Origin of the sequence: Enterococcus sp. 9E7_DIV0242, from assembly GCF_002140975.2 — a bacterium.
Classification (GTDB): Bacteria; Bacillota; Bacilli; order Lactobacillales; family Enterococcaceae; genus Enterococcus_L; species Enterococcus_L clewellii.
The window spans coordinates 3,291,016-3,303,871 of the sequence record NZ_CP147247.1; the positions used below are offsets into that span (position 1 = coordinate 3,291,016).

At 40.8% G+C, this 12,856-nt stretch carries 10 protein-coding genes and 1 CRISPR repeat array; of the genes, 7 read left to right on the plus strand and 3 right to left on the minus strand.

Annotated elements, in window-relative coordinates; genetic code table 11:
• The first annotated feature begins 28 nt into the window (after positions 1 to 28).
• The 6 genes from A5888_RS15620 (at position 29) to A5888_RS15645 (ending at position 6,427) form a co-directional block, all read left to right on the plus strand.
• On the plus strand, positions 29 to 1,033 hold the full coding sequence (locus tag A5888_RS15620) for a LacI family DNA-binding transcriptional regulator (RefSeq protein WP_086350891.1): 1,005 nt from the start codon (positions 29 to 31) through the stop codon (positions 1,031 to 1,033).
• Positions 1,034 to 1,218: 185 nt separating this feature from the next.
• Positions 1,219 to 2,082 (plus strand): ABC transporter permease, encoded by an 864-nt coding sequence (locus A5888_RS15625; RefSeq protein ID WP_170924906.1) that lies wholly within the window; start codon positions 1,219 to 1,221, stop codon positions 2,080 to 2,082.
• Positions 2,083 to 2,116: 34 nt separating this feature from the next.
• Complete coding sequence (locus A5888_RS15630) at positions 2,117 to 3,016, plus strand: carbohydrate ABC transporter permease (protein ID WP_212647230.1); 900 nt, start codon at positions 2,117 to 2,119, stop codon at positions 3,014 to 3,016.
• A gap of 116 nt (positions 3,017 to 3,132) precedes the next feature.
• Entirely contained in the window at positions 3,133 to 4,788 is a 1,656-nt protein-coding gene (locus A5888_RS15635) for a sugar ABC transporter substrate-binding protein (RefSeq protein WP_086350888.1), read from the plus strand.
• Between the two features lie 65 nt (positions 4,789 to 4,853).
• The gene (locus tag A5888_RS15640; protein ID WP_086350887.1) at positions 4,854 to 5,471 is read left to right on the plus strand and encodes a DUF624 domain-containing protein; all 618 of its coding nucleotides are present in this window, start codon (positions 4,854 to 4,856) and stop codon (positions 5,469 to 5,471) included.
• Positions 5,472 to 5,491: 20 nt separating this feature from the next.
• Positions 5,492 to 6,427 (plus strand): ROK family protein, encoded by a 936-nt coding sequence (locus tag A5888_RS15645; RefSeq protein ID WP_086350886.1) that lies wholly within the window; start codon positions 5,492 to 5,494, stop codon positions 6,425 to 6,427.
• Between the two features lie 327 nt (positions 6,428 to 6,754).
• Here A5888_RS15645 and A5888_RS15650 read toward each other — a convergent pair whose 3' ends face one another.
• The 3 genes from A5888_RS15650 to A5888_RS15660 all read right to left on the minus strand — a co-directional run bounded on the left by A5888_RS15650 (position 6,755) and on the right by A5888_RS15660 (position 11,091).
• The gene (locus A5888_RS15650; protein WP_086350885.1) at positions 6,755 to 7,417 is read right to left on the minus strand and encodes a MarR family winged helix-turn-helix transcriptional regulator; all 663 of its coding nucleotides are present in this window, start codon (positions 7,415 to 7,417) and stop codon (positions 6,755 to 6,757) included.
• 123 nt (positions 7,418 to 7,540) lie between these two features.
• Positions 7,541 to 9,370, minus strand: coding sequence for an ABC transporter ATP-binding protein (locus A5888_RS15655; protein WP_086350884.1), 1,830 nt, complete (start codon positions 9,368 to 9,370; stop codon positions 7,541 to 7,543).
• The gene (locus tag A5888_RS15660; protein WP_086350883.1) at positions 9,370 to 11,091 is read right to left on the minus strand and encodes an ABC transporter ATP-binding protein; all 1,722 of its coding nucleotides are present in this window, start codon (positions 11,089 to 11,091) and stop codon (positions 9,370 to 9,372) included. The genes A5888_RS15655 and A5888_RS15660 overlap by 1 nt, the downstream gene beginning before the upstream one ends.
• 497 nt (positions 11,092 to 11,588) lie before the next feature.
• A CRISPR array of direct repeats spans positions 11,589 to 12,019; the repeat unit is 36 nt; unit sequence GTTTTAGAGCTATGCTGTTTTGAATGCTTCCAAAAC.
• An 88-nt stretch (positions 12,020 to 12,107) separates the two neighbouring features.
• Here A5888_RS15660 and A5888_RS15665 point away from each other — a divergent pair.
• Positions 12,108 to 12,764 carry a hypothetical protein gene (locus tag A5888_RS15665; protein ID WP_339101687.1) on the plus strand — a complete coding sequence of 219 codons (657 nt, stop codon included), beginning with the start codon at positions 12,108 to 12,110 and terminating at the stop codon, positions 12,762 to 12,764.
• Positions 12,765 to 12,856 lie beyond the last annotated feature (92 nt).

Consider the following 12,856-nt stretch of genomic DNA (forward strand, 5'->3'; position numbering starts at 1 on the left):
TAGGATTTATACATTATAGGAGATAGTTATGAATAGACTGACAATAAGGGATGTAGCCAAAGAAGCAGGCGTTTCCATCGCCACAGTCTCCAAAGCGCTGAACGATGTAGATGTTGTAAAGCCTGAGACTAAGGAACGGATTTTGGAGATTGCCGATCGACTACATTATGTACCGAATTTAATGGGAAAACAATTGAAAGCTCGACAGACAAAAATGTTGGGCTTCTATACAAACAGTATTACAGGACCGTATTTTAGTACAGTCGTTGAAGCGATTGCCCGCGAGGCGGAAAGAAACGGCTATGGGGTGAATGTGTTCATCTCAACGGATAAAAAAGTCGTACTGAATTCGATAATGGGAAGTGTAGTCGATGGAATCATTGGTTTTGAAGACCTGATCACCGAGGAAGATTTGTTAGCAATCAAACGAGAAAAGATCAAAGCCGTATTTATTGATCGTGATATTTCGGATGAGACAATCGGCAGTGTGGTATTCGATTCTTTTGATAAGGCAAAAGAAGCTACAAAATATTTGGTCGAGCTGGGGCATCGGCGAATCGGTTTTATCGCCGGCTTTGATAATAGCTACGACAGTGATGAACGTTTGGCTGGTTATAAAGCTGGTTTGGCTGAGTCAGATATTGTAGTGGATGATACGCTGATCCTTCAAGGTTTTTTTGAAGAGAATGCGGCGTATTCAAGTGTTCGTTCCTTTGTCCGGAACTACCACGGGGAGCTGCCAACGGCTATTCTGGCAGGAAATGATCTAAGTGCGATTGGGACTGTCAAAGCCCTGAGTGATTCAGGATATGCCGTACCGGATGATTTCAGTGTGATGGGGTTCGATGACATCGACTTGCTGGAGTATTTCACACCGGGACTGACAACGGTTCATAATCCGATTGCTAAACAGGGGACATTGGCGGTGGAGCATTTATTGGCTTTGATCAATAAAAGAACTGTCGGGCAATCGTTCAAACTAAAAGGCGAGTTACTTATCCGTAAATCAACGAAACGAGTAGGACGCGTCTGAAAATGGTTATTACTAGAGGTTTCAGGCGTGGTCTAGTTTACCGACAAATCATTTGTTATAAAATAAAAACGTTTTTATTTTGAGAAGGGGGATTTTTAGTGGAAGCAAAAGTGGTGAAAAAGAGTTCTTTATCGGAACGATTCGTGAGCTTTTGGAGAGCCTTTGCCAAACAATGGCAACTGCAGATGATGGCGATACCGGGAATTGTTTATATGATCATTTTTAGTTTTATTCCAATCTATGGCTTGACGATCGCTTTTAAGAATTACACAGTAATCGATACGATTGGTGGAGCTCAGTGGGTTGGCTGGGATAACTTTGAGATCATTATGAAGGATCGTTATTTCTGGCAATCAGTCGTCAATACATTAGGGATCAGTTTTTTGAAGCTGGCGTTCGGGTTTGTATTGCCGATCATCATTTCTATCATGATTTTTGAGTTAAGAGACAGTGTATTCAAACGTGTGGTTCAAACAATTTCTTACTTGCCGCACTTTCTTTCATGGATTATTTTAGGAGGAATGCTGATTACCTGGTTCTCTTCAACTGGGATGATCAATCAGTTATTGAACATGATAGGAATAGCAGCCGATCAGAATCATATGCTGGATGTCGGGAAATACTGGTGGATCGCTGCACTATCTGATGTGTGGAAAGAGGCTGGGTGGGGAACGATCCTTTATCTGGCGACGATGTCGAAAATCGATCCAACCTATTATGAAGCAGCAAAAATGGATGGTGCCAGTCGCTTGAGACAAACCTGGAGTATCACGATTCCAATGATGCGAAACATCATCTCTTTGAATCTGATTTTGACTGTAAGCGGTTTATTCAATTCGAATCTTGATCAGACCTTAGTGTTGATGAACTCACAGAATCAACCAAAAGCGGAAGTCATCAATTCCTATGTTTATCGTATCGGGTTGATGCAGGGAGATTTTTCTTACGCAACAGCTGTAGGCTTAGGTGTAGCTGTTATCTCGGTAATTCTATTGGCGATCACAAACATTGCGACAAAGAAATTGAACGATAATCAATCGGTCTTATAGGAGGGAACGTATGGAACTGGGAAAGAAAAAAACCATGTCTTTTTCTAAAAAAAGAAGCAATGTCGTACAGGACAAAGACAGCAAAATATTTAGTCTAATCAATGTCATTTTACTGCTGATTTTTACGGTCGTTATCGTTGTTCCAATATGGAACATTATCGCTTCATCTTTTGCTTCAAGTACTGCTTTAGCTGAAGGGAATTTCATTTTCTGGCCGTCGGAAATCTCTTTTGAAAACTACAACCGGGTGTTGAAAGACCCGAGTATCTGGCGTTCATTGCTTGTGTCAATAGGGAAAACAGTGATTGGGGTAGCGGCACATACACTATTTTGCGCCATCATGGCCTATGCCCTAAGTAAACGGGATTTAAAAGGAAGAGCTTTGTATTCCACCATGGGGATCATCACAATGTTTTTCACAGGTGGTATGATTCCGACGTATTTACTAATCAAATCTCTAGGTTTATTGAATACCTTTTGGGTTTACATCATCCCAGCATTGTTGAGCTATTATGATGTCATCATTTTGATGAACTTCTTTAGGGATGTGCCTGTTTCCTTAGAGAAATCCGCAAAGATCGATGGTGCCAGCGATTGGAAGGTCTTTACGAGTATCTACGCACCATTGTCCAAACCGGCGCTCGCAACCATTGCGTTGTTTCATGGGGTCTGGCAATGGAATGATTTCATGACAGCGAAGCTGTATGTAACAGATAAAGCATTGCATCCATTACAGATGAAGCTCTATGAGATCATCACACAGTCACAAGCCGCATCAAGTCAAGGGTTGAACGCCGCATTGACGATCAATACAACTTCCAAAGGTGTTCAATTGGCGACGATCGTGATCACCACAGTTCCGATCATAATGATCTATCCGTTGCTGCAGCGGCATTTCATTTCAGGCATGATGCTAGGCGCAGTCAAGGAGTAGCTTGAGCGCACAAATAGCAGCTGTTCATCAGAGAGGGAATCATTGAAAATCGGTAGCCATACTTGTTGCCGAAAATAAAAATAAATGGTTAGCAGAAAAGAGAAGGAGTGTACAACATGTTGAAGAAATCTTTTGAGAAAAAGCTAGGTATTTCGGTAGTAGCAGGGGCAGCGTTGCTTTCGTTGGCTGCTTGTGGGGGATCAGAAAATAACGCAGGAAAATCAGAAGGAAAAACAACAGATTTACCGTCGATCGAAGATCGATATGAACTTGATAAAACGAAACCGGCTTGGGAGTTGGATACACAGAAAGACAATAAGCTTGTCTGGTATGTCAATGCAGATTGGTGGAATACAGAGTTTGGAAAAGATGTAGTGACGAAAAAAATAAAAGAGGATTTGGCTATTGATATCGAATTTATTACCGGTGATGATACAAAGCTGAATACGTATTTTGCAGGGGGCGATATGCCGGATATCATCACTGTGTTTGACTCAAATTCATCGGTTGCTCGTAAAGCGGAAAGCTGGGCCTTGCCATTGCAGGACTTAGCAGATACTTACGACCCTTATTTCTATGAGGTTGCTCGGGAAGATACATTGAACTGGTATAAACTGAATGACGGAAAGACGTATGGCTATCCGGATTATTCCAATACCAAAGAAGACTTTGAAAGTGGCGAAGTCTTTGCACGGGATGCTTTCATTATCCGTAAAGATGTATACGAAGGAATCGGCAAACCGGATATGACGACACCAGAGAACTTTGTCAAAGCTATGAACAGTATCAAGGAGAAATATCCGGAGCTTATTCCATTTGGTTTTAATGATTTCGCGAAGGATGGTTCTTCTAATGGCTCGATGGATCAGGTCGTTCAGGATATGTTAGGTGTGCCGTACACAGACAAAGACGGCAACTATTATGATCGAAATCTGGATGAAGATTATATCGCATGGATCAAAGCTTTTAGACAGGCACATGAAGATGGCAATGTCAGCGATGATAGCTTTACAGACGACGGTGACCGCTTTAAAGAAAAATTAAAAACAGGTAAATATGCAACGATAATGATCGGCAGCTTTGTGAATCAGGGGATCATGCTACAGGAGTTTGCCGCAAAAGAACCAGATGCACAATATATTGCAGTAGATGGTATTCAGAGTACAAAAGGAAATGAAGCAACCTTGTCACAAGCAGGTATCTCAGGGTGGATGGTCAACTACATTACCAAACAGGCAAAAGATCCGGCAAAGGCAATACAGGTCTTTACGTATCTGTTGAGTGATCATGGGCAAATGTTGACGAACTACGGGGTCGAAGGAGAGACGTATGAAACACTAGCTGATGGAAAAGTTGCCTATACAGAAGAAGCACGTGAGATTCAAAAAAATGATCCGGAAAAATGGCAAAAAGAATACCGCGTCGGTGAGTTTATTCAGTTTGGTCATGACCGCTTCAAAGCGTTGAGTGATGATTCTTACGTAGAAGCTGTTAGACAATTGCAGGAATGGGGCGATGGCAAGCTGCAGCCACAATTTGCGACTGAAAATATCGGTCCGGATGCAGGCACGCAAGAAGCTCGTGCATTAAGTGCCATCCAAACAAATTGGAGCACCACGTTGGTTGGCATGCTTCGTGCGAAAACGGAAGCAGAAGTGGATACGTTGCTTAAAGAGTACAAAGACTTCCAGAAACAAAACAATGTTGAGGATATCAACAAGGTAAGAGATGAAAAAATACAAGAAAACAAAGACAAATTAGGAATGGATTAACTGTAAAAGAGAATAAGTGCTTCAAGATATCCAATTAACGATTTAGATAGAAAGGATGGATCAGAATGCCTCAAATCTTTCATACAGATGGTGTCGTGTATCGCTTGATGACGCGTCTGTATCAGATACTACTGCTGAACCTATTGCTGGTAATTAGCTGCTTGCCGATCATCACGATCGGAGCAGGAGTTACCGCTGCCTATGGGACAGCATTTAGGATGCAGCAACACAATGAAGGAAGCATTCTCAAGACCTTTATTTGTAAATTGAAAGAAGAGTGGAAGAAAAGTACGATGGTTTGGGGAAGTCTAATGGGATTGATCCTTCTTTCATGGATGGGTTATCCAGTCATTCGAGCCTTGCTTTTCAGCAGCCAAATCAGTTTTTATGCGGGGATGCTGCTTCTGACGATCAGCTCACTGGTCCTGTTGTATATCTTTCCGCTACTTGCTCGGTTTGAGAATCGTCTATCGCTAACAGTGCTTAATGCACTGCTGTTATCGATTCGACACATTCCGTACAGTATCATCATTTTCCTGGTATGTGTTGGAGGAGGGCTCGTCTTTCCTTTCTATCTGCCTCAGTTATTTATTCTCTGGCTGTTTCTTGGAGGCGGTGCAGTAATCTATGGAAGCTCCCTAATTTTTTCGAAAGTTTTCAAAACGTATGATACAATCGAATAAAAGTGAAAGTGGCTGATGGTATGTATGTAGGTTTTGATATTGGTGGAACCAATGTTAAATATGGTGTTTTAGATGAACATGGACAAATTATTGAAAAAGCGATGATCGAGACAAAAACGAAAAAAGAAAACATACTCGATGACTTAGTGAAAGTTGTTGACGACTATAAAAAGAGATATGCTATTGAGGGCATTGGGATCAGTGCACCTGGTGTTATTCAGAAAAATGGATTTATGACAACCGCCGGAGCCATTCAGTCCTTATACGAAACCAATTTGAAAGAGGAGATGGAGGAGCGAACTTGCCTACCTACGGCGGTTGAAAATGATGCCAATGCTGCAGCGATCGCAGAAAAATGGATCGGTAACGCGCAAAAACTGGACAACTATCTATGTATTGTTCTTGGAACGGGTGTTGGAGGCGGAATCGTCATCAATGGTCAAGTCTACCGAGGCGCCCATGGTATGGCAGGGGAATTTGGCTATATGATGATCGATGATTTACCATCCTCTGGGAATATCGAAGCTGTCTCTCTGAACTGGCGAGGGGCGGTTGTAGGTGGGTTATACCCTCAGTATAATCGAGCATTACGTAAAGAACAGTCAGACGCGGTAGCGGTAAAAGATGCAAAAGTCATCATGGAACGAGCAAAGAATGGCGAGCGGATCGCACAGAAGGTCTTGGATCGCTTTTATCAGGATTTGGCTGTGGGGATGCTCAATTTGATTGGTTCTTTCGATCCGGAAGTCATCCTTATCGGTGGTGGGATCAGTGCAAATGAAGAGTTTATCCAGCAACTGACGAAAAAAATCGATGTGCTGGAAGAACGTCATGAGAGTATCCGTTTCTTAAAAGATAAAACCATTGGCAAAATCCAACCGGCTAAATTGAAAAATGATGCGGGGATGATCGGTGCCGTTTATCAAGTGAGACAATTTCTGGAAACAGGAAAATAGGGAATGGGACAAAAAGAAATTTGCCAATCTCTCTATACCTAAAATAAGAATAAATGGCGGTCCAAAAGCTGCTTCTTCGGAAATAAGCCGAAGTATACTGAAAATGTGAGTGGCCATTTTCGTATACTCCGGCTTATTTCTTGAAGCAGACCGCTTTTGGCCCAGCCTCGTTTTGTGTAATAGTTGCTTTCGCAGCTGTTTTTTGAACGCTCTTCGTTACAGACTATAAAGAGTCGATGTAGTTATTAATGCGTTCGCCAAACAGTGCCCAAATGATAATGCTCAACATCGTCTTCATTCCTTTCTTTAAAAAATAGATGTACGTGCTTATTTTTCGTTTTCAGCAGAAGTATCTGAAAAATCTTCAAATGGATGATGGTGTCCTTGATGCGGATGGAACGGTCTTTGATCAGGTCCGAAACCAGGGAAACCTTTGCCACCCCTACGTTCAAAATCGGCCATCCCATTAAGTCCAAATCCTTCAGGAGCACCACCACGAGGTCCGCCAAAACCAAATCCGCGACCATCCGGACGTCCGGAGCGACCAATATCTTCAGGCATTTCTGCTTCGACTGCTTTGGTCAATTTGTCAATGATCGTGCTGAATTGTTCCTGCTCTTCGTCAGTCAATATATCAAATATTGTTTCTTCTTCTGTCTCACTCATTTTTTCAACCTCTTTTGCTCCTTCGTCTGTCAGTTTGACGACCATGACGCGTCGGTCTTCTTCCGAAGCCTCCCGAGTGATAAAGCCAGATTTTTCCAGCTTATTCAGTAATTCACCCAGTGATTGTGGACGCATATCCAATAGATAAGTCATTTCCTTTTGGGTGATTTCCGGTTGCAGCTTCAAAATACTTAGGATACGACCTTGCCCTTTATGTGGGTTGGCATGTGGGCCTTGTTCTCTTCTTTTCCAAGCAAAATAACGATGCAGTAACCCTTCTAAGTATAGGTATTTTTCTAAAAAGCTATATTCATAATCTGTCATAGTTGATTCCTCCTAGTTTATATGTTCAGATACCTTTCAGGTACCTTACGAATTTTATTATACAGGCACCTGACTAATAAGTCAAGTACCTTACTATTTAATTTAATAGAAATTGTTAGTGATTTACGCGGCTCCTTGGTATTGGCTGTTATAGATATCTTCATAAACACCAGCAAGTGCCAATAATTCTTGGTGAGTCCCTGTTTCTACCACATCACCATCAGCCATTACAATGATTTTATCTGCATCATAAATCGTGGACAGTCGGTGGGCGATGACAAAGCTTGTTCTGCCTTGCAGTAGTTTGCGCATGGCACGCTGGATCAAGAGCTCGGTACGTGTGTCGACATTGGATGTCGCTTCATCTAAAATCAAGATTTCCGGATCAGAGAGAAACGCTCGAGCGATAGTGATCAGCTGCTTTTGACCTTGAGAAATATTACTGATTTCTTCATTCAAAATAGTTTGGTAGCCATCTGGTAATTTACGGACAAAATCGTCCACAAAGGCGGCTTTGGCTGCAGTGAGGATTTGCTCATCTGTCGCTTCCGGATTGCCGTAGCGGATATTATCATAGATCGTTCCGGAAAATAACCAAGTTTCTTGAAGGACCATCCCAATTTTTTTATGAAGTTCTTCGTGACTAAGATTGCGAATGTCTCTGCCGTCGATTTGGATACTTCCTCCGGATATTTCATAGAAGCGCTGTAGTAGATGAACGAGTGTTGTTTTACCAGCACCTGTATGTCCGACGATAGCCGTCATGTCTCCCTTATCAACAGCTAAAGAAAAGTCCTTCATCACTAATTTTTCTGGTGTATAGCCGAACTGAACATGATCAAAACGTACTTTTGCATGATCTGACACATGGTCAGGAAATTCCTGTTGGTCGTAAATCGTGCGTTCTTCGGCATCCATTACCTCAAAGACACGCTCAGCTGAGGCGATAGTGGAAAGAATACCATTCCAGATCATAGAGAACTGGCTGATCGGTTGAGAAAATTGAGAAGAATACTGTAGAAATGCCTGTAAATTCCCAATCAAGAGACGACCGGCGGCTACTTGTCCAGCACCTACAGAAGCAATGACCACATACAGAACATTTTTTAAGAAAATCATTGCCGGCATCATAGAACCGCCGAAGAATTTCGATTTCCAGCCTGTTTCATACATCTCTTCATTTAGCTTTTGAAACGTAGTGATGGATTCTTTTTGATTGTTGAAGCTCTTGATTATTTCATGTCCATTGAAGGCTTCTTCGATTTGTCCATTCAAAGAGCCTTGTGTTTTTAAATAGGCTCGAAAATTTTGCTGCGTTCTGGGCGTCAATAGCTTCGTCACAAGGAAACTTGCCGGCAAAATCAGGCAGGCCAATGCTGTCAGCTGCCAGCTGATCGTTACCATCATCCAAATCGTTCCAATCAGCAAGATGACACTTGAAATCAGCTGAATCAAGCTTTGTTGTAACATTGTCGCGATATTATCGACATCATTGATTGCGATCGACATCAAATTCCCATTAGAATGCTTATCAAAATAGGTGCTGGATAATTGATTGATTTTCTTTTTCAAGTCATTTCGCAATCGCTGGGTCGTCTTTTGAGAAGCGACGGTCATTGCTGTTGATTGAAGGGCATCCGTGATGAATTTTCCCAAGTACAGCAGACCTACGAATAACAGGATTTGAGCTAAACGAGTAAATTGAATTTGATCTCCTGCGCTGGCATTTTGAAAGATCAATGTGGTCGCTTGTCCCAAAAGCTGAGGACTCAGCACCTGCATGATCGTACCGCCTATCGAAAGAATCAGTGAAGCAATCAAGAGCCAAGTGCTCTCTTTGACATAACGCATCAAGCGAGTGATCGTCCGCCAGGGTTTCTTTGGTTTCTCTGTAAGACCTCCAGGGTGCATACCACCTTTACCCATTCCTCTTTGATTCATTGCTTTTGCCATTAAGCAGCAGCTCCCTTCTCTTCTGTTTGAGATTGCATGATTTCTTGATAAATAGTATTTGCTGTAGCTAATTCTTCATGCGTGCCGTAGCCTACTATTTCACCTTCGTTCAATACTAAAATCTGATTGGCATTTTTAACCGTGGCGATCCGTTGTGCCACAATGATTTTTGCCGCTTTTTCGAAGCTTTCTGCTAAGTTTTTCTGAATCAAGGCATCTGTCTTGAAATCTAACGCAGAAAATGAATCATCGAAAACATAAATCGCTGCGTCCTTTAAAAAGGCGCGTGCTAGACATAGTCGCTGCTTTTGCCCACCGGAAAAGTTATCTCCATTTTTCTCGACAGGTGTCTCTAACCCTTTCGCAGCACGTACAAAATCATCTGCTTTTGCTAATACCAACGCACGCCAGATTTGTTCGTCTGTAGCTGTAGGGTTTGCTATCAGCAGATTTTCACGAATGGTCCCAAAGAACAAGGTGTTTTTCTGAGGAACCAAGCTGATTGATTGGCGGAGAGACTCATCTTTCAAGTGCTTCAGCTCTTCACCGAATAGTTGGATACTGCCTCCTGTAACTTCGTAAAAGCGTGACAATAGATTGATCAGCGTCGTTTTCCCAGCTCCGGTACTACCAATGATTGCCAGAGATTCCCCTTGATTCAACTCAAAGGAAATATCCTTGAATACATCCTTTTCAGCACCTTCATATCTAAAGGACACATGCTCGAAAGACAACAGCGGTTTATGCTGTTTGCTAGGTATCTCTGCTGTTCCTTCTGTTATTGCCAGAGGTAAGTCAAGAACTTCATTGATTCGTTTGGCAGAAACCTGTCCTCTGGGAATGGAAGAAACGATATTCGTCAAAAGGGCAACACCCATCAGAATTTGAGAGGTGTAGGCGATCACACCGATCAATGTTCCGATCTCCATCGTTCCGGCATTGATAAAGCCAGCACCAAACCAAGTGATTGCAATCGTCACAAGACTCATTGCCAAGGACATGAAGGGCATTAGAAAATTCAGCAGACTGTTTGAGAAAATAGAGACTTTTGTGTACGTATTGTTTTCCTCTTCGTAGCGCTGATATTCTGCTTCTTCTTTGTTAAACGCATGGATGACCTTGATTCCTGTAAGCCCCTCTTTGAAAATTCTATTTAGGCTATCGATACTTTTTTGCAGTTTCTCGAATAGCGGATTGGTAAAGTGAAAAATCAAGAACGCAATCCCCAAAAGTATTGGAACAACAAGTAGATAAGCGCTAGTCAACGTTGGGCTCAACCGAAAAGATAGGTAGATCCCGCCGAGTAGATAAATCGGTGTTAATATCAAAAATTTTAGGCCCATTTCAACAAGTGACTGAACTTGTGTGACATCATTTGTATTTCTGGTAATCAGCGAAGAAGCGCTGAAATGATCGAACTCCACATTGGAAAATGCTGTGATTTTTTTATAAATGGCTTCCCTTAAATCATTACCAAGACGATAGGAAACTTTGGCAGAAATATACGTATTCAGCAATGCAGCGACGAAGCTGGCAAGTGAGAAGCTCAACATGATTCCGCCTATTCGTATAATAGCACTCATATCCGAAGTAACCACACCTTGATTGATCATGTTAGCCGTCAGTGTAGGAATGTATAAATCACAGCCCGCCTGGATCAACAGAAAAACGATGGCGATGATCGCTTTACTGATGGACATTTTTTTAAGTATTTTTCCCATTTCTTTTCCTCCATCATTTTTGCAGTAATTGATTACTACAGTATATTTTTGTTATTGATAAGGTACCTTACTCACGACAATATACAGGTACCTTGATAAAAAGTCAAGTACCTTACTAAAAATATTTAGGTACCTGATCAAATATCTGAGAATAAGAAAGAAAAAGCATCATAGAAAATCACTGATAGCGTGGTTTCTCATGATACTTTTTGTCATTAAAAAAATTTAACGATTTTCAATTGTTCAAATCCACTTGGCTAAACTCGAATAATTTTATGAGGGTTTTTCGTGTTTTGTATATTAGTGAAACTACTGAATAATTGCTGAGTAATCCTCGAAGATTCCCGAAATGAAGGCATTTCTTTATTAAAAAGAACATGGTACAATAAATAAGAGATCATTGAAAATGACATAATTTAGAAGTATTTAGAGCTGAAGTCTTGCTATGGACGAGTGGCGCGATTACGGGATTTGGCAGAAATAAAAAATTCTGCGATGTTTTAGAGCTATGCTGTTTTGAATGCTTCCAAAACGGTTCTGCTGCTTTCACATCGACCCGTCCGGTTTTAGAGCTATGCTGTTTTGAATGCTTCCAAAACAATGCAAATTGCATAGAGGTGATCAGATGTGTTTTAGAGCTATGCTGTTTTGAATGCTTCCAAAACCTGATTCGGTGGAATATGGCGAAGAGTGGCGTTTTAGAGCTATGCTGTTTTGAATGCTTCCAAAACTCAGTACCAACCCATGAAGACATAGCCATTGTTTTAGAGCTATGCTGTTTTGAATGCTTCCAAAACTTAGTGTTACAGGTGCTTTACAGACCATGTGTTTTAGAGCTATGCTGTTTTGAATGCTTCCAAAACAAACCAGACAGTATACTAGAGATAAGGTAGTTTTAGAGCTATGCTATTTTGAATGCTTCCAAAACCGAACATCTCCCTTTTATATTAACGGGTCGTTTTAGAGCTATGCTGTTTTGAATGTTATTCCTATTTTTATGAAAAGTGAGGCATATTGTGAAAATAAATGATGAATTGATACTTAAGAAGATTATTTTGGAAAGTCTAAACAATGAGGAAAAATTACTTTCTTTTAGTTTTTCTAAAAATAAAAAATCAGCTTATGTCACACTTGTTCGTGCTAATTTTGAATATATAACCTTTCGAATTAGTGATCATCGAGCTTTTAGCAGGTACTACAGTAATCCAACATTTGTTTTCAATCGATATGACTATACTTCTTTTGAAAAGGAGTTAATAAAATTTATGGGAAAAGCGCAATGGTATAAATTTGAATACAATGACTTCTATCTGTTGTATGTAGTCAAATTTGCTCATAAATATCATGTTACATTTTTGATTGATAACATTTACAATGTTTTTAACAACGAAGATTTTGGTATTGTCTTCTATCAAGAAAAAATTTTTAATAAAAAGAAAAAAGACCTGCGTATAGTTCCAGAAAAAATGATGAAGTATCTAAGAAAACTGTATGCAACAGGACTTATCAATAGCCGTAGTCTAGATGAGCAGGTCATTGATGTGTATATTACTGAGCAAGGGATGAGAATGTTGGATGCTACACTGGCACTGCATTTAGAGCGATTTATGTCAGATTATCGAGAGATAGATTGGACTGTTATTGATATGCCTTGTACAGAAAAATCTTTATAAATACCTTTGCATCTTACAATTGTTGGACATAGTAATCCAAGGATTGTAGGATTTTTTGTTTTACTAATGAATTGCCAAAAGTTGATTTAATA

Bases quoted from the DNA above. Each gene is read 5' to 3' on its own strand.
- A5888_RS15655 (WP_086350884.1), bottom strand. From the start codon at position 9,370: ATGGCAAAAGCAATGAATCAAAGAGGAATGGGTAAAGGTGGTATGCAC.
- A5888_RS15625 (WP_170924906.1), top strand. From the start codon at position 1,219: ATGATGGCGATACCGGGAATTGTTTATATGATCATTTTTAGTTTTATT.
- A5888_RS15645 (WP_086350886.1), top strand. From the start codon at position 5,492: ATGTATGTAGGTTTTGATATTGGTGGAACCAATGTTAAATATGGTGTT.
- A5888_RS15635 (WP_086350888.1), top strand. From the start codon at position 3,133: ATGTTGAAGAAATCTTTTGAGAAAAAGCTAGGTATTTCGGTAGTAGCA.
- A5888_RS15660 (WP_086350883.1), bottom strand. From the start codon at position 11,091: ATGGGAAAAATACTTAAAAAAATGTCCATCAGTAAAGCGATCATCGCC.
- A5888_RS15620 (WP_086350891.1), top strand. From the start codon at position 29: ATGAATAGACTGACAATAAGGGATGTAGCCAAAGAAGCAGGCGTTTCC.
- A5888_RS15650 (WP_086350885.1), bottom strand. From the start codon at position 7,417: ATGACAGATTATGAATATAGCTTTTTAGAAAAATACCTATACTTAGAA.
- A5888_RS15640 (WP_086350887.1), top strand. From the start codon at position 4,854: ATGCCTCAAATCTTTCATACAGATGGTGTCGTGTATCGCTTGATGACG.
- A5888_RS15630 (WP_212647230.1), top strand. From the start codon at position 2,117: ATGTCTTTTTCTAAAAAAAGAAGCAATGTCGTACAGGACAAAGACAGC.